The sequence below is a fragment of the Tabrizicola sp. TH137 genome (assembly GCF_002855575.1).
Taxonomy (GTDB): Bacteria; Pseudomonadota; Alphaproteobacteria; order Rhodobacterales; family Rhodobacteraceae; genus Paragemmobacter.
The window spans coordinates 193,062-211,198 of sequence record NZ_PKRQ01000003.1 but is presented as its reverse complement, the minus strand read 5'-3'; the positions used below and the strand labels follow the sequence as shown (position 1 = coordinate 211,198).

General features: G+C 65.9%; 22 protein-coding genes. 20 read left to right on the top strand and 2 right to left on the bottom strand.

Annotated elements, in window-relative coordinates:
* The first annotated feature begins 10 nt into the window (after positions 1–10).
* The 9 genes from rbsK (at position 11) to C0V75_RS10880 (ending at position 9,656) form a co-directional block, all read left to right on the top strand.
* On the top strand, positions 11–934 hold the full coding sequence (rbsK, locus tag C0V75_RS10920; protein ID WP_101920973.1) for a ribokinase: 924 nt from the start codon (positions 11–13) through the stop codon (positions 932–934).
* A 372-nt stretch (positions 935–1,306) separates the two neighbouring features.
* Positions 1,307–1,993, top strand: a complete 687-nt coding sequence (locus C0V75_RS10915) for an HAD family phosphatase (RefSeq protein ID WP_101920972.1) — start codon at positions 1,307–1,309, stop codon at positions 1,991–1,993.
* The gene (locus C0V75_RS10910) at positions 1,990–2,946 is read left to right on the top strand and encodes a sugar-binding transcriptional regulator (RefSeq protein ID WP_101920971.1); all 957 of its coding nucleotides are present in this window, start codon (positions 1,990–1,992) and stop codon (positions 2,944–2,946) included. The genes C0V75_RS10915 and C0V75_RS10910 overlap by 4 nt, the downstream gene beginning before the upstream one ends.
* Before the next feature lie 212 nt (positions 2,947–3,158).
* A complete protein-coding gene (locus tag C0V75_RS10905; protein WP_101920970.1) occupies positions 3,159–4,469 on the top strand; it encodes a sugar ABC transporter substrate-binding protein in 1,311 nt (436 codons plus the stop codon).
* A gap of 158 nt (positions 4,470–4,627) precedes the next feature.
* Complete coding sequence (locus C0V75_RS10900; protein WP_101920969.1) at positions 4,628–5,500, top strand: carbohydrate ABC transporter permease; 873 nt, start codon at positions 4,628–4,630, stop codon at positions 5,498–5,500.
* A 12-nt stretch (positions 5,501–5,512) separates the two neighbouring features.
* Entirely contained in the window at positions 5,513–6,343 is an 831-nt protein-coding gene (locus C0V75_RS10895) for a carbohydrate ABC transporter permease (RefSeq protein ID WP_101920968.1), read from the top strand.
* Between the two features lie 7 nt (positions 6,344–6,350).
* Positions 6,351–7,349 carry an ABC transporter ATP-binding protein gene (locus tag C0V75_RS10890; protein WP_101920967.1) on the top strand — a complete coding sequence of 333 codons (999 nt, stop codon included), beginning with the start codon at positions 6,351–6,353 and terminating at the stop codon, positions 7,347–7,349.
* Positions 7,346–8,116: an L-iditol 2-dehydrogenase gene (locus tag C0V75_RS10885; protein ID WP_101920966.1), complete on the top strand. Its 771-nt coding sequence runs from the start codon at positions 7,346–7,348 to the stop codon at positions 8,114–8,116. The genes C0V75_RS10890 and C0V75_RS10885 overlap by 4 nt, the downstream gene beginning before the upstream one ends.
* A 94-nt stretch (positions 8,117–8,210) precedes the next feature.
* Positions 8,211–9,656: a mannitol dehydrogenase family protein gene (locus C0V75_RS10880; protein ID WP_101920965.1), complete on the top strand. Its 1,446-nt coding sequence runs from the start codon at positions 8,211–8,213 to the stop codon at positions 9,654–9,656.
* Between the two features lie 57 nt (positions 9,657–9,713).
* Here C0V75_RS10880 and C0V75_RS10875 read toward each other — a convergent pair whose 3' ends face one another.
* Positions 9,714–9,977, bottom strand: a complete 264-nt coding sequence (locus tag C0V75_RS10875) for a hypothetical protein (protein ID WP_158241826.1) — start codon at positions 9,975–9,977, stop codon at positions 9,714–9,716.
* 470 nt (positions 9,978–10,447) lie between these two features.
* Here C0V75_RS10875 and C0V75_RS10870 point away from each other — a divergent pair, with 470 nt between their 5' ends.
* The 8 genes from C0V75_RS10870 (at position 10,448) to ureC (ending at position 15,787) form a co-directional block, all read left to right on the top strand.
* Positions 10,448–11,287, top strand: coding sequence for an urease accessory protein UreD (locus C0V75_RS10870; RefSeq protein ID WP_101921285.1), 840 nt, complete (start codon positions 10,448–10,450; stop codon positions 11,285–11,287).
* Positions 11,284–11,586: an urease subunit gamma gene (locus tag C0V75_RS10865; protein WP_101920963.1), complete on the top strand. Its 303-nt coding sequence runs from the start codon at positions 11,284–11,286 to the stop codon at positions 11,584–11,586. Before C0V75_RS10870 ends, C0V75_RS10865 begins: the two co-directional genes overlap by 4 nt.
* Before the next feature lie 12 nt (positions 11,587–11,598).
* Positions 11,599–12,171 carry a HupE/UreJ family protein gene (locus C0V75_RS10860; protein WP_101920962.1) on the top strand — a complete coding sequence of 191 codons (573 nt, stop codon included), beginning with the start codon at positions 11,599–11,601 and terminating at the stop codon, positions 12,169–12,171.
* Between the two features lie 9 nt (positions 12,172–12,180).
* A complete protein-coding gene (locus C0V75_RS10855) occupies positions 12,181–12,486 on the top strand; it encodes an urease subunit beta (protein ID WP_101920961.1) in 306 nt (101 codons plus the stop codon).
* A 103-nt stretch (positions 12,487–12,589) separates the two neighbouring features.
* Positions 12,590–13,405: a cyclase family protein gene (locus C0V75_RS10850; protein WP_101920960.1), complete on the top strand. Its 816-nt coding sequence runs from the start codon at positions 12,590–12,592 to the stop codon at positions 13,403–13,405.
* Positions 13,405–13,815 (top strand): carboxymuconolactone decarboxylase family protein, encoded by a 411-nt coding sequence (locus C0V75_RS10845; protein WP_101920959.1) that lies wholly within the window; start codon positions 13,405–13,407, stop codon positions 13,813–13,815. The genes C0V75_RS10850 and C0V75_RS10845 overlap by 1 nt, the downstream gene beginning before the upstream one ends.
* Positions 13,812–13,994, top strand: coding sequence for a hypothetical protein (locus tag C0V75_RS10840; RefSeq protein ID WP_101920958.1), 183 nt, complete (start codon positions 13,812–13,814; stop codon positions 13,992–13,994). Before C0V75_RS10845 ends, C0V75_RS10840 begins: the two co-directional genes overlap by 4 nt.
* A 50-nt stretch (positions 13,995–14,044) precedes the next feature.
* Positions 14,045–15,787, top strand: coding sequence for an urease subunit alpha (gene ureC, locus C0V75_RS10835; protein WP_101920957.1), 1,743 nt, complete (start codon positions 14,045–14,047; stop codon positions 15,785–15,787).
* Positions 15,788–15,808: 21 nt separating this feature from the next.
* Here ureC and C0V75_RS10830 read toward each other — a convergent pair whose 3' ends face one another.
* Positions 15,809–16,141, bottom strand: a complete 333-nt coding sequence (locus C0V75_RS10830; protein ID WP_216821438.1) for a hypothetical protein — start codon at positions 16,139–16,141, stop codon at positions 15,809–15,811.
* Between the two features lie 115 nt (positions 16,142–16,256).
* Here C0V75_RS10830 and C0V75_RS10825 point away from each other — a divergent pair, with 115 nt between their 5' ends.
* The 3 genes from C0V75_RS10825 to ureG are packed head-to-tail and all read left to right on the top strand — an operon-like array spanning position 16,257 to position 18,072.
* Positions 16,257–16,823, top strand: coding sequence for an urease accessory protein UreE (locus C0V75_RS10825; RefSeq protein ID WP_101920956.1), 567 nt, complete (start codon positions 16,257–16,259; stop codon positions 16,821–16,823).
* Positions 16,820–17,455 (top strand): urease accessory protein UreF, encoded by a 636-nt coding sequence (locus tag C0V75_RS10820; protein ID WP_101920955.1) that lies wholly within the window; start codon positions 16,820–16,822, stop codon positions 17,453–17,455. Before C0V75_RS10825 ends, C0V75_RS10820 begins: the two co-directional genes overlap by 4 nt.
* The gene (ureG, locus tag C0V75_RS10815) at positions 17,452–18,072 is read left to right on the top strand and encodes an urease accessory protein UreG (protein WP_101920954.1); all 621 of its coding nucleotides are present in this window, start codon (positions 17,452–17,454) and stop codon (positions 18,070–18,072) included. Before C0V75_RS10820 ends, ureG begins: the two co-directional genes overlap by 4 nt.
* Positions 18,073–18,137: the final 65 nt, after the last annotated feature.

Below are 18,137 nucleotides of genomic sequence, written 5' to 3'. Positions count from 1 at the left end.
AAACAGACCCATGTCCGACATCGTCATCCTCGGCATCTTCGTGGCCGACACCGCCTATCGCGCCGACCGGCAGCCGAAGATGGGGGAAACCATCCTTGGCACCTCCTTCATCCTCGGCCCCGGCGGCAAGGGGTCCAACCAATCCGTCGCCGCCGCGATGGCCGGGGGGAAGACCAGCATCATCACCCGCCTCGGCAAGGATGCCTTTGCCGATATCGCGCGGGCCACCTGGGCCAAGGCCGGGGTCATGCCCCATGTCACCGAAGATGCCGAAAGCTACACGGGCGCGGCCTATATCTTCATCGAGAATGCCACCGGCAACAATGCCATCATCGTGGCCGCAGGGGCGGCAGGCCGGATATCGGTTGCGGATGTCGAGGCCAGCCGCGCCCTGATCGAAGGCGCCAAGGTCTTCATCACCCAGCTTGAACAGCCCATCCCCGCGGCCAAGCGCGCGCTGGAAATCGCCCGCGCCGCAGGCGTGCGCACCATCCTCAACCCCGCCCCCGCCGCGCCGCTGGAGGACGACCTCCTCGCGCTTTGCGACATCGTCACCCCGAACGAGTCGGAAACCGAAAGCCTGACGGGCCTGCCCGTCACCACCATCGCCGAGGCCGAGGCCGCCGCCGACGCGCTGCTTGCACGCGGGGTCGGGGCCTGCCTCATCACGCTGGGCGAAAGGGGCGCGCTTTATCGCGACCGGACACGGTCGGTCCATGTGCCGGTCATCAGCGCGGGCAAGGTGGTGGATACGACCGGGGCAGGGGATGCCTTCAACGGCGGCTTCGCCGTAGCACTCACCGAAGGCCGCGACGTGGTCGATGCGGTGCGCTTCGGCTGCGCCACGGCAGGCATTTCCGTCACCCGCCCCGGCACCGCCCCCGCCATGCCCTCGCGGGCCGAAATCGAGGCGCTGCTGGCCGCGCAGGGATAGCGGTTCCTGACGCAGGAACCGCGACGGAATTTGACGCAAATTCCGCCTCTCCCCGTTGCGCCGACGCTTGCCCCCCGGTTTCTGCGTCAGAAACCGGCGCGGAATTTGCGCCAAATTCCGCCACCCCACGTATCACCCGGCGCAAGGCCATAACCCAAAGCTATGGCCCCGGCCCGATTCCCGGCGGCATCCGCTGGTTAACGCCCACTTTCCCCACCGCGCGTGGCCACAGTTTGCTGCACAGAATGCGGCACAACATGCGGCACAGCCATTTTCCGCCCTTCCCCGGAATTAATCCAGCGTTCCCAATCCCTTGCCCGCCGCCCCCACAGCCCCGTTGACAGCCCCTCCACCCCGCCCCACTCTCCCCCCATGACCACCCCGCAGCTCCTCATCTTCGATTGTGACGGCGTCCTGATCGACAGCGAAGTCATCTCCGCCCGCCAGCTCATCGCCGAACTCAAGGGCTACGGGGTCGAGATGGACATGGCCTTCGTCAGCCGCCATTTCCTGGGCCGCTCCTACCCGGTCGTCCTGCAAGAGGTGCGCGACCGCTGGGGCGTGCAGCTTCCCGACCGCTTCGAAGCCGATTACCGCGCCCGCCTCCTCGCCGCCTTCGAACGCGACCTCACCGTGATGCCGGGCGTGGTCGCCACGCTCCGCGCCATGGCCATCCCCTATTGCCTCGCCACCTCCTCCAGCCCCGAACGCATGCGGAAATCCCTTGAAATCACGGGGCTTTCCGCCTTCTTCGATGGCCTCGCCTTCACCGCCTCCGAAGTCGCCCGTGGCAAGCCCGCGCCCGATCTCTTCCTCCATGCCGCCGCCCGCATGGGAGCCGACCCCGCCGCCTGCATCGTGCTGGAAGACAGCCTCAACGGCATCCGCGCGGGCCTTGCCGCCGGGATGCGCGTCTGGCACTTCACCGGGGGCAGTCATCTGAAGGGGCTTGACCTCACCCCGCCCGAGGATGCCATTCCTGAGGCGACATTCGACAGCTTCGCCGCCCTGCGCGCCGCGCATCCGGCCCTGTTCGCCGCCCAACGAGTGACGCCATGACCCTGCACGATGCCGAACCCAGCCAGAGCGACGAGGCCGCCCGCGCGGGCTGGCTCTACTACGTCGCCGGCATGACGCAGGACCAGATCGCCCGCGAACTCGGCGTCAGCCGCCAACGCGCCCAACGCCTCGTCAGCCGCGCCATGGCCGAAGGCCTGATCCATGTCCGCATCGAACATCCCATTGCCGCCTGTCTTGAACTGGAACAGGCACTTACCGACCGTTTCGACCTGATCCGCGCCCGCGTCGCCCCGGGCCTCGGCCCCGGCGCCGATGCCGTCCGCGCCATCGCGCCCTCTGCCGCGCGGGAACTGGAACGCTTCCTCGCCATGCCCGATCCCCTGGTGATCGCCCTCGGCACGGGCCGCGCCCTGCGGGGGATGGTGGATGCGATGACGACGATGGACGCCCCCCAGCACCGCCTCGTCTCGATGATCGGCAACATCGCCCCTGACGGCTCCGCCTCCTTCTTCGATGTCATCATGCGCATCGCCGACAAGGTCCGCGCCCCGCACTATCCCATGGCCATGCCGGTGATTTCCTCGACGGTGGAAGAGTTTGCCGCCTTCACCGCCCTCGGCCCCATCGCCCGCGTCCGCGAACTGGCCCAACGCGCCGATGTCATCTTCGTCGGCGTGGGCCAGATGGGCGACGACGCGCCGCTTCTCGCCGACGGCTTCATCACCCGCGCCGAACTCACCGCCCTGCAACGCCGCGGCGCCGTGGGCGAGGTTGCGGGCTGGGTCTTCGATGCCGAAGGCAACTATCTGGAAAAGCCCGAGAATACACGCAACGGCGGGGTTCGGGTCGAGCCGCGCCTCGCCCGCCCGGCCATCGGCGTTGCCGCCGGACCCTCCAAGATATCCGCGATCCGTGCGGCGCTCGGGGCGGGCATCCTGAACGGCATCGTCACCGACGAAGCCACCGCCCGGGCGATTCTGCTGCACCGCTGATACCGCAGCGCGGCATCCGGCAACCGCTGTGTTAACCGGCCGTCAATCCGGCCGCATCACCCTGTTCATTCCCGAAGCGATGAAGTTTCACGCGGTTTTTATGCCGAAAGGGTGCAATTCCGCGCAGGAACAGACTTGACGCAGCCCCGCAAGATGTGGGTAATTGCTCATTAAGCGATGAAATGCTCAGTCGCTTCTATGGGAGGGAACCAATGACACTTTCGCTGCGCGCGCTTCTCGGCGCGACGGCCGCGCTTGCCCTGACCGGGGCGGCCATGGCCGAAACCACCATCACCGTGGCCACCGTGAACAACGGCGACATGATCCGCATGCAGGGCCTGATGGACGACTTCTATGCCAAGCACCCCGACATCAAGGTCGAATGGGTCACGCTGGAAGAGAACGTCCTGCGCCAGAACGTGACCACCGACATCGCCACCGGCGGCGGCCAGTATGACGTGCTGACCATCGGCACCTACGAGGTTCCGATCTGGGGCAAGCAGGGCTGGCTCGTCTCGCTGAACGACCTGCCCGCCGAATATGACGTGGATGATCTTCTCCCCGCCATCCGCGGCGGCCTGACCGTGGACGGCAACCTTTATGCCGCGCCCTTCTACGGCGAAAGCTCCATGGTCATGTATCGCAAGGACCTGATGGAAGCCGCGGGCCTCACGATGCCCGACGCGCCGACCTGGGCCGATATCGAAAAGGCCGCCGCCGCGATGACCAACCGCGATGCCGAAATCAACGGCGTCTGCCTGCGCGGTAAGGCCGGCTGGGGCGAAAACATGGCCTTCCTGACTGCCATGTCCAACTCCTTCGGCGCGCGCTGGTTCGACGAAAACTGGAACCCCCAGTTCGACCAGCCGGAATGGAAGGCCACGCTCGACTTCTACCTGAACCTGATGAACCAGTATGGCCCCCCGGGTGCCTCGAACAACGGGTTCAACGAAAACCTGACCCTGTTCCAGCAGGGCAAGTGCGGCATGTGGATCGACGCCACCGTCGCGGCCTCCTTCGTCACCGGCGCGGATTCGACCGTGGCCGACAAGGTCGGCTTCGCGCTGGCCCCCGACAACGGCCTCGGCAAGCGCGGCAACTGGCTCTGGGCCTGGTCGCTGGCCATCCCGTCCTCGTCGGATGCGCAGGATGCGGCCAAGGCCTTCGTGAACTGGGCGACCTCCAAGGAATATCTGGAACTCGTCGCCTCCAAGGAAGGCTGGGCCAACGTGCCTCCGGGCACCCGGACCTCGCTTTACGAGAACCCGGAATATGCCGCAGTGCCCTTCGCCAAGATGACGCTCGACAGCATCAACGCGGCTGACCCGAACAATCCGACGGTCAAGCCGGTGCCCTATGTCGGCGTGCAGTTCGTCGCCATCCCGGAATTCCAGGGCATCGGCACGACGGTTGGCGAAATCTTCTCGGCGGCCCTTGCCGGCCAGAAAACGGCGGATGAGGCGCTGGCCGAGGCGCAGGCCGCGGTGACCGAGGAAATGAAGGCCTCGGGTTACATCCAGTAATCCTCCCGGCCGGGGTCGGCCTTCGGGCCGGCCCCGTGTTTTCCAAAAGATTTCAGTCGTCTGTCCTGAAGGTTAAGCAGGGGTTACCCTTTCCCTGCCGCAAGGTCCGCGCCCTCTGGCCCGACCTCCTTCCCGCGCCCCGAAACCGGAGACCGCCCATGTCCACGCAGTCCACCCGTCTCGCCGCGCGCCTGATGGTGGCGCCCTCGGTGATCGTCCTCTTCATCTGGATGATCGTGCCGCTGGCCATGACACTCTACTTCTCCTTTCGCCTCTACCGGCTGCTCACGCCGGACCGGACGGGATGGGTGGGCTTCAACAACTATCTGTGGTTCTTCAACGCGCCCGATTTCTGGCTTGCGCTCTTCAACACGCTGGCGCTGGTGGGCGGGGTTCTGGTCATCACCGTCATCCTCGGCGTGCTGATCGCGCTGCTGATCGACCAGCCGGTGAAAGGGCAGGGGATGCTGCGCATCCTCGTCATCTCGCCCTTCTTCGTGATGCCCCCTGTGGCGGCCTCGATCTGGGAAAACCTCTTCATGCATCCGCAGAACGGCCTTTTCTCGGCCCTTGCGCGGGGCTTCGGGATGCAACCTATCCTGTTTCTGGAAGATTACCCCCTCTGGTCCGTCATCGGCATCGTGTCCTGGGAATGGCTGCCCTTCGCCACGCTGATCTTCCTCACCGCGCTGCAATCGCTGTCGTCCGAACAGCTTGAGGCCGCCGAGATGGACGGCGCCACCCCCGTCAACCGCTTCCGCTACATCATCCTGCCGCATCTGACGCGGGCGATCACCGTCGTCATCCTGATCCAGACCATCTTCCTTCTTGGCATCTTCGGCGAGATCTTCACCACCACCCAAGGCGGCCCCGGCTCCGCCTCCACCACGCTGCCCTACATGATCTTCAAACAGGCGATCGTGGCCAAGGATATCGGTCGCGCCGCCGCCGGGGGCATCATCGCCGTCATCCTTGCCAATATCGTGGCCTATTTCCTGATGCGCGGCATCGGGCGGCATCTGGACAATTGAGGGGAACCGACCATGGCCCGCGCCCAATCCCCCCGCCGTCGCCTGATCGCCACGCTCGCCGCCTGGGGCGTCGCGCTGACGATCTTCTTCCCCGTCCTCTGGATGATCCTGACCAGCTTCAAGACCGAAGCCTCCGCCGTCGCCATGCCGCCGCAGCTCTTCACGGCCGACTGGACGCTGGAAAACTACGCCGAGGTCTGGCAGCGCTCCGACTACCCCCGCTTCTTCTGGAACTCCGTCTTCATCTCCATCGGCTCCACCCTTTTGGGCCTCGCCATCGCGATCCCCGCCGCCTGGTCCATGGCCTTCGTGCCGGGCAGGCGGACGAAGGACCTTCTGATGTGGATGCTGTCCACCAAGATGATGCCCGCCGTGGCCGTCCTGATCCCGCTCTATCTGGTGTTCCAGCGCATCGGTCTCTTCGACACGCGGCTCGGCCTCATCCTCGCGCTGATGCTGATGAACCTGCCGATCATCATCTGGATGCTTTACACCTATTTCAAGGAAATCCCGGCCGAAATCCTCGAAGCCGCGCGGATGGACGGGGCCAACCTCTGGAACGAGATCGTCTATGTCCTCACGCCCATGGCCCTGCCGGGCATCGCCTCGACCATGCTCCTCAACATCATCCTCGCCTGGAACGAGGCGTTCTGGACCATCACCCTGACCACGACCAAGGCCGCGCCGCTTTCGGCCTTCATCGCCAGCTTCTCGGCCCCGCAGGGCCTTTTCTACGCGAAACTCTCGGCAGCCAGCGCCATGGCCATCCTGCCGATCCTGATCCTTGGCTGGTTCAGCCAGAAGCAACTCGTCCGCGGCCTGACCTTCGGCGCGGTGAAGTGAGGAAGACATGGGACAGATCCAGCTCACACAGGTCCGCAAATCCTTCGGCGAGGTGGATGTCATCCCCGGCATCGACCTGATGATCGAGGATGGCGAATTCGTCGTCTTCGTTGGCCCCTCAGGCTGTGGGAAATCCACCCTCCTGCGCCTGATCGCGGGGCTGGAGGACACGACCTCGGGCACCATCGCCATCGACGGCAAGGACGCCACCCACCTGCCGCCTGCCAAGCGGGGGCTGGCCATGGTCTTCCAGTCCTACGCCCTCTACCCCCATATGACGGTCAGGAAGAACATCGCCTTCCCGCTCAAGATGGCCGGCATGTCGGAAACCGAACAGGCCGCCCGCGTGGAACGCGCGGCCAAGGTGCTCAACCTCACCTCCTATCTCGACCGCCGCCCGGGGCAACTCTCCGGCGGCCAGCGCCAGCGCGTCGCCATCGGCCGCGCCATCGTGCGCGAACCGGCGGCCTTCCTCTTCGACGAACCGCTTTCCAACCTCGACGCGGCCCTGCGCGTGGGCATGCGGCAGGAGATCACCGAACTTCACCAATCGCTGAAAACCACCATGATCTACGTGACCCACGATCAGGTCGAAGCCATGACCATGGCCGACAAGATCGTGGTCCTGAACGCAGGCCGGATCGAACAGGTGGGATCGCCGCTGGACCTCTACCACCGCCCGCAGAACCTGTTTGTCGCGGGCTTCATCGGCAGCCCGAAGATGAACTTCCTCGCGGGGGCCGAGGCGGCAAAGCACGGCGCCGCCACCATCGGCATCCGCCCCGAACATCTGGAGATCGGCGCGGGCGGCCCCTGGCAGGGCACCGTCGGCCTCAGCGAACATCTGGGCTCCGACACCTTCCTCAAGGTCGCGCTCGACACCGGCGAAACCCTCACCGTCCGCGCCGGTGGCGAGGTCGCGCTGCGCCATGGTGACAGCATTGCCCTCGCCCCGCAGGTCGGCAAGATCCACCGCTTCGACGCATCCGGAAAGGCACTGGCATGAGGCTGCAAGGAAAGACCGCGCTCATCACCGGGGCCGCCCGCGGCATCGGCCTGGAATTCGCCCGCGCCTATATCGCCGAAGGCGCGCGCGTGGCGCTGGCCGACATCAATGCCGAAGCCGTGGCGCAGGCCGCAGCCTCCCTCGGCCCGCAGGCCGTGGCCGTGCAGATGGACGTGACCAGCCAGACCAGCATCGACGCAGGCTTCGCCACCGCCATCGCGCAGCTTGGCCATCTCGACATCCTCATCAACAACGCGGCCCTCTTCTCGGCCGCCCCCATCGCGGAAATCACCCGCGCCGATTACGACCGCCTCTTCGCGGTCAATGTCGCAGGCACCATCTTCTGCACCCAGGCCGCCGCGCGCCACATGATCGACCGGGGGCAGGGCGGCACCATCATCAACATGGCCAGCCAGGCCGGACGTCGCGGCGAAAGCCTTGTCGCCGTCTATTGCGCCACCAAGGCCGCCGTCATCAGCTTCACCCAATCGGCAGGCCTCAACCTGATTTCCCACGGCATCAACGTCAACGCCATCGCCCCCGGCGTGGTGGATGGCGAACATTGGGACGGAGTCGATGCCTTCTTCGCCAAGTATGAGGGCAAACCCCCCGGCCAGAAAAAGCGCGAGGTGGGGGCCGCCGTCCCCTTCGGCCGCATGGGCACCGCCGCCGATCTGACCGGCATGGCGATCTTCCTTGCGACGGCAGAGGCGAAATACATCGTCGCCCAATGCTTCGGCGTCGATGGCGGCAACTGGATGGCCTGACCATGCCCCGTCTGCGCCCGCGCCCTCTACATCCCGTTAACCCCGCTGCCGCAGCCTTGGCACCGGGGTTCGCCCCACCGACCCGAGGCCAGCCATGACCGACGCCCCCGCCTACACGCTTCCCGCCTATGATCGCCGCCGCCTGACACCTGGCATCGTCCATATCGGGCTGGGCAATTTCCACCGCGCCCATATGGCCGTCTATCTGGATGATCTCTTCGCGCGGGGCGAGGCGCTGGACTGGGCCATCCTCGGCGCAGGTGTCCGCGCGCCCGATGCCCGGATGCGCGACGCGCTCAAGGCGCAGGATTGCCTCTCTACCGTGATCGAGCTTGACCCGGCGGGAAAGACCGCCCGCCGCATCGGCGCGATGGTGGATTTCATCGAGGTGCAGCCCGACAATGCCGCCCTCATCGCCGCCATGACACGGCCCGAAATCCGGATCGTCTCGCTCACCGTCACGGAAGGCGGCTATTACGTCGATCCCGCCACCGGGCGGTTCGATCCCACCCATCCCGATATCCGCGCCGATGCGAACAGCCCGGACCGCCCCGCCACCGCCTTCGGCGCGATCCTCGCCGCGCTCAAGGCCCGTCGCGCCAAGGGCATCGCGCCTTTCACCGTCATGTCCTGCGACAACCTTCCCGGCAACGGCCATGTCACCCGCGCCGCCGTGGCGGGCCTTGCCCGCCTCTCCGACCCCGCGCTCGCCGATTGGGTCGAGGCGCAGGTCGCCTTCCCCAACGGCATGGTGGACCGCATCACCCCCGCCACTGGCCCGCGCGAACGCGCGATGGCGGCGGCTTTCGGGCTGGGCGACGATCCGGTCCCCGTCACCTGCGAACCCTTCCGCCAATGGGTTCTGGAAGACCACTTCCCCGCAGGCCGCCCGCCGCTGGAACAGGTCGGCGTCACCTTCACCGACCATGTCCATGCGTATGAGATGATGAAGATCCGCATCCTGAATGGCGGTCATGCGATCATCGCCTATCCCGGCGGGCTTCTCGATATCGAATATGTGCACGAGGCGATGGCCGAACCGCTGATTTCCGGCTTCCTCGACAAGGTGGAACGCGACGAGATCATCCCCATCGTCCCGCCCGTGCCGAACACCGACCTCGCCGCCTATTACGCCCTGATCCGCGACCGCTTTTCCAACCCCGAGGTTGCCGATACCGAACGCCGGCTCTGCCTTGACGGATCGAACCGCCAGCCGAAGTTCATCATCCCCTCCATCGCCGACAATCTGGCGCGGGGTCATCTGCCGCGCGGGCTGATCCTCGAATCCGCGCTCTGGTGCCGCTACTGCATGGGGCTTTCGGATGCGGGCAAGGTTATCGAGCCGAACGATCCGAACTGGGACAGGCTGCAAGCCGCCGCGCGGGCCGCGACGGCCGATCCCATGGCCTGGCTCGGAATGGCAGACATCTACGGCGCCGTTGGCCGCGATCCGACGGTCCAGGCGGCCTTTGCGGCCTATCTGGCCGATCTGGGCGCGAGGGGCGTGCGGGCGGTGCTGCGCGACTACCTGTCAAGCTGATCGAAAAAGCCCGGCTGCGGCCGGGCCGAAACAATAAAAAACAATTATTTCAGAGGCTTAGCCCCATTCCTTCGCGCCGATCAGGCGTTCCAGCTCTTCAACCAGAGGCTGTGCCTCCTCATCCGTGAGATCGACATTCTCGATCTTCACCTGCTCGATACTCGGTTTCAGCGGATCGACCGGCACGGTGGCTGTGCCACGTCCGAAATGTTCGTCATAATATCTGCGCGACATGATGACGAAACGCGAGGTGCCATGTTCCGACAGGCTGACAGGCCCGACAGACGCCGCCTCATAGACGTCGCTGGCCTTCCGATTCATGGCGGTCTTCGGGAATTCCCTCATGCTCATGCGGTTCATTCTCGAATTGTCCCTGTTCTGCATACAAACATTTGTGATGCAGGCTAACGTACATGGACAGTGAACAACGGCGATAAACGGAATGCCTATGCACCCCGGTTATCCACCTGTTAACGGCAGTTATCCACAAAAATAAAGGCTCTTCTACTCACGGTTAGCGTTCTGCCGGGCCACATTCTGCCATCGGCCCTGACGCCAGACAGCTTCTGTGGAAAAGTTCCACCATCCCCGGACCCGCCAACCCGGCCGAAACCCCGCAGCACCCCCTGCGCCTTGGGTTTTCCTTGACTGCACAGGAATTGATCGTTGCGCACATAAAGCGGGCGCAACTGCCCGATGCCGGGGGTGCTGCCCTCCCCACCTCCGGCCCTGCGTTGAACCTGCGGCAAGCCGGGCCTTGGATGGGGCGGACAGCAACCGAAGCGATGCGCATGACCGCCCTCACCGCGATACCCGCCACCTCGATGCAGCGCAGCCGCGGCGAAGTCCTGGTGCGCCTGCGTCAGGATGGCGCCATCGTCCGCCTGGTTGACCTCCGCCAGCAGGGCTCGGCCAAGGCCATCCTGCCGCGCGTCGCGGGCGGGCCGGAAGTGGTCTTCCTCAACACCTCGGGCGGGCTGACGGGCGGAGATCGTCTGTCCTATTCCGTCGCGCTCGGCGCAGGCGTCCGCGCCGTCGCGACGACCCAGACGGCAGAACGGGCCTATCGCGCCGCTTCGGGCAATGCGCGGGTCGAGGTCGGCATCGAGGTCGGCGCCGAAGGCTGGATCGACTGGCTGCCGCAGGAGACGATCCTCTTCGACGGCTCCGCGCTCGACCGTCGTACCCGCATCGACCTTGCAAAGGGCGCGGGCTGCCTCGCGCTCGAAGCGGTGGTCCTCGGGCGTCACGCAATGGGCGAGACGGTCCACCACCTGTCCTTCCGCGACCGCCGCGAAATCTGGCGCGACGGGCATATCCTGCATCTGGAGCCGCTGGCGCTGGGCGATGCCGCGCTCGGGGCAGGTCGGGCGGTGCTTGGCGGCGCGCGCTGCTTTGCCAGCCTCGTCATGATCGCACCGGCTGTGTCGGATGCGCTCACGCCCCTGCGTCAGGTGCTTGACGAGCCCGGCGTCACCGCCGCCGTCTCGGCCTTCGACGGACGGCTGGTGCTGCGGCTCATGGCAGGCGACGGCTGGCCGATGCGGCGGCAGATCGCGCGGGCGCTATCGGTCTTGCGGCGCGGGGCGGTCCTGCCGCGCGTCTGGCAGTTTCAGGAGAATGGGCGATGAACCTTACCCCGCGGGAAAAGGACAAGCTGCTGATCAGTCTCGCCGCCATGGTGGCGCGCAACCGTCTGGCGCGCGGGGTGAAGCTCAACCACCCCGAGGCGGTGGCGCTGATCACCGATTACGTGGTCGAGGGCGCACGCGACGGCCGCTCGGTGGCCGACCTGATGGAGGCGGGGGCCCATGTCATCACCCGCGACCAGTGCATGGAGGGCATCGCCGAGATGATCCATTCCGTGCAGGTCGAGGCGACCTTTCCCGACGGCACGAAACTGGTGACCGTCCACCATCCCATCCGTTGAAAGGTATCCATCATGGCGATCCGGTCTTCTCTGTTGCTTTCTGCGGTTCTCGCCGCGCTGCCAGCGGCCGTTCTGGCGCATGAGGGGCATGGCTCCGGCTTTCTGGCCGGCGCCGGGCATCCCATCGGCGGAACCGATCATCTCCTTGCCATGCTGGCGGTGGGCCTCTGGGCCGCGATGCTGGGCGGGCGGGCGCTCTGGGTGCTGCCATTGGCCTTCGTGACGGCAATGCTGGCGGGCGGAGGGATGGGCCATGCCGGCCTTCCCCTGCCCGGGGTGGAGCCGATGATCCTTGCCTCTGTCATCCTCGTGGGCGTTGCTGCGGCGCTGGCCCTGCGCCTGCCGCTCGGCTGGGCCGCGCTGGGCGTGGCGGCCTTCGGCCTGTTCCATGGCCATGCGCATGGCATGGAAGGCCCGCAAGACGGCCTGGCCCTCTTCGCGGCGGGCTTCGCCCTGGCAACGCTGGCGCTGCACATGGCAGGGCTGGGCATCGGGCTTGCGCTGAACGCGCTTGCCGGTCGGGGGGTGCTGCGGATGCTGGGCCTCGGCACGGTGCTTGGCGGCCTTTCGCTGATTTTCGGATAGGGGGACGCGATGATTCCGGGCGAAATCTTTCCGGCGGAAGGTGAGATCATCCTCAATGAGGGGGGGGAGGTGACGGTGCTCATGGTCGCCAATACCGGCGACCGCCCGGTGCAGGTGGGCAGCCATTACCACTTTGCCGAAACAAATCCCGGCCTCGCCTTCGACCGTGACGCCGCGCTGGGCAAGCGCCTCGACATTCCTGCCGGCACGGCCGTCCGCTTTGAACCGGGTCAAAGCCGCGAGGTTCGGCTTGTGCCCCTGTCGGGGGATCGGGTGGTCTATGGTTTCAACGCCCATGTGATGGGGCCGCTGTAAGCGCGCTTGACGCAGGGACGATGCGGATGGAACGCTGCGGAGGCCGCGCAGGGCGCAGGGGAAAGCGCCGCGCGGCTCAAACCAGCAGAGAGAGGATTGACCGATGTGTGATGCCTGTCTGATCGAGTCCGTGAAAAGTTCCATGCTTTCGCGTCGTGCGCTGTTCACCGGGGCGGCGGCCACGACGGCGGCGGTTATGGCCTCCGGCCTGACCACGGCCAAGCCCGCGCTGGCGCAGGCCTCCGGCAAGGTGGTGGACCTGACCCACGCCTATGACGGTGCCTTTCCCACCTTCGACGGCAATCCCGGCATCCTGTACGAGCCTGCGGTGAAATTCGCCGATTCCGGTTACCAGCTCTGGAAACTCACGATCTTCGAACATACGGGCACCCATATCGACGCCCCCCTGCACTTCACCGAAGACGGCACCTCGGTCGCCGACTTGCCGCCCGACCGGCTGGTCTGCCCGCTCTGCATCATCGACATCAAGGCGAAGGCTGCGGAAAACCCGAATGCAATGGTGGAGCCCGCAGATATCGAGGCCTATGTCAGCGCCAATGGCGCGATCCCCGCAGGCGCCTGTGTGGCGATGAATTCCGGCTGGGCCGCCAAGGTGGGAGAACCCGCCTACCGCAATGATCCCGAGGGCAAGTTTGCCTTCCCCGGCTTCTCCAAGGCGGCGACGGACATGCTCGCGGGCCTCGACGTGGCCTGTATCGGGGTGGATACGCTCTCTCTCGATCCGGGCAACTCTGCCGATTTCGCGGTGCATTTCAGCTGGCTGCCGGGTGGCCGCTTCGGGATCGAAAACCTTGCCGGGCTGGACGGTCTGCCCGCTGCCGGTGCGACCGTCTTCATCGGCGCGCCCAAGCACAAGACCGGCACCGGGGGCCCGGCCCGCGTGATGGCGGTTGTCTGATGGCGGTCGTTCCGATCCTTTCGGACGAGGAGGCGGGGGCGGAAGCCCTCGCCATCTTCGACGACATCCGCGCCAGGCGGCAGACGGACTATGTGAACCATTTCTGGCGCGCACTGGCGGCGGACCCTGCCTTGCTGAAGGCCACATGGGAGCGTCTTCAGCAGGTCATGGCGCCCGGCGCACTCGACCCGCTGGTCAAGGAAATGATCTACATCGCCGTGTCGGTCACGAACGGATGCAGCTACTGCATCCATTCCCACACGGCGGCAGCACAGGCCAAAGGCATGACGCCGGCACAGCACGGCGAGTTGATGGCGGTGATCGCGATGGCATCGCAGACCAACGCGCTGGCCACTGCGCTTCAGGTGCCGGTGGATGAACGTTTTCTGGCAGAGGAGGGGGCAGGATGACGCCGGTCGATGTGATCCGGATGCAGATGGCAATGGCCTTCGGCCTGCTCGACATGCAGCAGAAGATGGTCAGCGGTGCGTGGCAGATGGCGCTGTGGTGGATGCCGGGTGCCACGTCTTCCACCCCCGGTGCCGGAAACATCTGCGCACCGTCGGGCAGGCGACGGGTCAGGGGATGACCCGTTCCTCCGCCGCCCCTGATGCCCATACCTGACCGAGGAGTCGCCCGATGCCTTTCGCCATACCCCGCGCTGCCTATGCCGACATGTACGGTCCCACCGTGGGGGATCGGGTTCGTCTCGGCGATACCGACCTGATCATCGAGGTGGAACGCGACCTGATCGCCGACCGCTCGTCGGGCGGGGCGAATGCGCCGCGCTATGGCGAGGAGGTGAAGTTCGGCGGCGGCAAGGTGATCCGCGACGGCATGGGCCAAAGCCAGATCACCCGCGCGGCGGGGGCGATGGATACGGTCATCACCAATGCGCTGATCGTGGATTGGACGGGCATCTACAAGGCGGATGTCGGCCTGCGCGATGGGCGGATCGCGAAGATCGGCAAGGCGGGCAATCCCGACACCCAGCCCGGGGTCGATGTGATCGTCGGGCCGGGAACTGAGATTATCGCCGGCGAGGGGCGCATTCTGACGGCGGGCGGTATGGATGCCCATATCCATTTCATCTGCCCCCAACAGATCGACGATGCGCTGCATTCGGGACTGACCACCATGCTCGGCGGCGGCACGGGGCCCGCGCATGGCACGCTCGCCACCACCTGCACGCCGGGGCCCTGGCATATCGGGCGGATGCTGATGGCGGCGGATGCCTTCCCCATGAACCTCGCCTTCGCTGGCAAGGGCAATGCCTCGCTTCCCGCCGCGCTTGAAGAACAGATCCGTGCCGGGGCATCCTGCCTGAAACTGCACGAGGATTGGGGAACCACCCCCGCCGCGATCGACTGCTGCCTGACAGTGGCCGATGCGATGGACGTTCAGGTGATGATCCACACAGACACGCTGAACGAAAGCGGCTTTGTCGAGAACACGCTGGCGGCCATCCGGGGCCGCACGATCCACGCCTTCCACACCGAAGGGGCCGGGGGCGGCCATGCGCCCGACATCATCAAGGTGGTGTCGTCGCAGAACGTGCTGCCCTCCTCGACGAACCCCACCATGCCCTATACGGTGAACACCATCGAAGAGCATCTCGACATGCTCATGGTCTGCCACCACCTCGACCGCAAGGTGCCCGAGGATGTGGCCTTCGCCGAAAGCCGCATTCGGCGTGAGACGATCGCGGCCGAGGACATCCTGCATGACATCGGGGCCTTTTCGGTAATCTCCTCGGACAGCCAGGCCATGGGCCGGGTGGGCGAGGTCATCACCCGCACCTGGCAGACGGCCCACAAGATGAAGGTGCAGCGCGGGCGACTGGAGGGCGAGCAGGGCGCGAACGACAATCTCCGGGTCCGCCGCTATATCGCGAAATACACCATCAACCCGGCCATCGCGCATGGCTTGTCGCCCCATATCGGCAGCATCGAAGAAGGCAAGCGGGCCGACCTCGTTCTCTGGTCCCCGGCCTTCTTTGGGGCCAAGCCGGAAATGGTGCTGATCGGCGGCTGCATCGTGGTGGCGCAGATGGGTGATCCCAACGCGTCGATCCCCACACCGCAGCCGGTGCATACCCGCGCCATGTTCGGCGCCTATGGCCGCAGCGTGGAGCGGAACGCGGTGACCTTCGTCTCCAAGGCGGGGCTGGAGGCGGATGTGAAAGGGTCGCTCGGCCTCGCCAAGGATGTGCTGGCGGTGGAAGGCTGCCGTGGCATCGGCAAACGCGACATGCGCTTGAATGACGCCACACCGCAGATCGAGGTGCATCCCGAAACCTACGAAGTACGGGCGGATGGGGTGCTCCTGACCTGCGAACCGGCCCGGGAACTGCCGCTGGCGCAGCGGTATTTCCTGTTCTAGGCCGGTTCGAGGGAGCGCGCCTCAATGCATGGACTGTCCTGCTTCCCCAGCCTGCACGGCGCGGCGGATCGGCCATCCGGGCCGGGGCGTCCGGGTCTGCACCGGCACGGTGCGCACCGTGGTCTGCACCCTTTCGCGCCAGAAGGCCGGGTTTTCGCGGATGGCCGGTGGCAGAAGGCTGGCATCGAACATGCGGACCCGGTGTTCCGTCACCTCCGCCTTGTGCCATCGGCCAGCCTGCCCCCCGGGCGGGGACGCGAGGATCAGGTCCCGCACCTGCATTTCGCGGGCCTTGAGGCGGGCGATTTCGGCGCGGATTTCGGCAAGTTCGTCGGCAAGGGCGATGGGGTGCATGGGTAACTCCTGTCCTGAACAGGAGAACTCTCGCAGGAACGGGTTAACGAGGCGTAACGACTCGCATGGCGTCGGTGCTAAGGTGGGTTCGGGTCGGTTTGGAAGGACGGGCAGAATGGCGGATTATCCGGATGCGATGGGCCTGGTCAGGGCAGCGGCGCTCTCTGGTCGGGTGGCAATGGATCGGGTGGTTCTTGGGTATGAAGAGCGTTTCCTGCGGCGCAAGCGGCTGGTGACCGAAGCCGGGCGCGGCGTACTGGTGAACCTGTCCGAAACCACAAGCGCCGAGCACGGAGATTGCTTCGAACTCATGGATGGACGCCTGATCGCCATCGAGGCGGCGGCGGAGCCGGTGCTGGAAATCCGGGGTGATCTTCCGCGCCTTGCCTGGCACATCGGCAACCGCCATACGCCCTGCGAGATCGGCCCAGACAGGCTGGTGATCCGGGATGACCATGTGCTGAAGGCCATGCTTCTGCAACTCGGTGCGCAGGTCACCCATGCCATGGCACCGTTCCGCCCCGAAGGCGGGGCCTATGGCCATGGGCGCACGATGGGGCATGATCATGGCCATGGGCATGTGCCGCATGTCTTCGCGCTGGGCCATGCGCATGGGCCGCTGCACGTCCAGACCCACGCCTTCCGCCGGGTCGAGGACGAGCCGGAGGTTGCGGAAGAGTGACGGCAGGCCTCATGACACTCGTGCAATGGCTGTCGCCGGCCTTTCCGACGGGGGCCTTTGCCTATTCCCACGGCATGGAGCAGGTGATCGCAGACGGGGGCATCTGCTCGGGGGCCGATCTGGAAGGGTGGCTCTCGGATGTTCTGCGCTTTGGTGCGGGCAAGCAGGATGCGATCCTGCTCTCCGCCGCGCTGGAGCCGGGGGCGGATCTGGACGGGCTGGCCTCGCTCTGCATCGCGCTTCAACCCTCGGCCGAGCGGCTGCGTGAAGTGGCCGAGCAGGGCGCGGCCTTCGCGCGGACGGTGGCCGCCCTGACCGGCGAGGTGGTGCCGGAGCGCCCCTTGCCCATCGCGGTAGGTGCGGCAGCGTCAAAGCTCAGGCTTGAGAAAGCCCAGGTTATCGCCCTTTACCTGCACGCCTTTGCATCGAACCTTGTTTCGGTGGCGGTGAGGTTCGTGCCCCTTGGCCAGAACGACGGGCAATCGGCACTGGCGCGGTTGCATCCGCTGATCGGGCGGTTGGCCGAAGAGGCCGCACACCTCGGGCCGGAAGCGATCGAAAGCGCCGCCCTGGGTGCCGATATTGCGGCGATGCAGCACGAAGCGATGGATGTGAGGATTTTCAAGACATGAAGGCGAACGGACCGCTGCGGGTGGGAATTGGGGGGCCGGTCGGCGTGGGCAAGACCACCCTGACGGAACAACTCTGTCGGGCATTGGCGCATCGCTGTTCGATGGCCGTCATCACCAATGACATCTACACGCGCGAAGATGCCGAATACCTGATGCGCGCCCAGGTCTTGCCGGTGGAGCGCATCCGCGGCGTTGAAACGGGGGGCTGCCCGCATACCGCGATCCGCGAGGATGCGAGCATAAATCTTGCCGCCGTGGCCGATCTGCGCGGGGCCTTCCCAGACCTCGATCTGATCCTGATCGAAAGCGGCGGCGACAATCTGGCCGCGACCTACAGCCCGGAACTGGCGGACCTGACGATCTACGTCATCGACACGGCGGCGGGGCAGGATATTCCGCGCAAGCGTGGTCCGGGTGTCACGCGGTCTGATCTTCTTGTCGTGAACAAGACCGATCTTGCGCCCTATGTCGGCGTCGATCCCGTCCTGCTGGAAGAGGATACGAAGCGCGCGCGGGGCGCACGTCCCTATGTCATGGCCCGGCTGCGCCAAGGTCTGGGCGTGCCCGAGGTGGTCGATTTCCTGTGCCGTGAAGGCGGGCTTGTGCTGGCTGCCTGAAGAACGGGCAGGCAGAAGAAAGGCCGGGGCGTTCCGTCCCGGCCTTTCGCATTTCCGACGCTTTG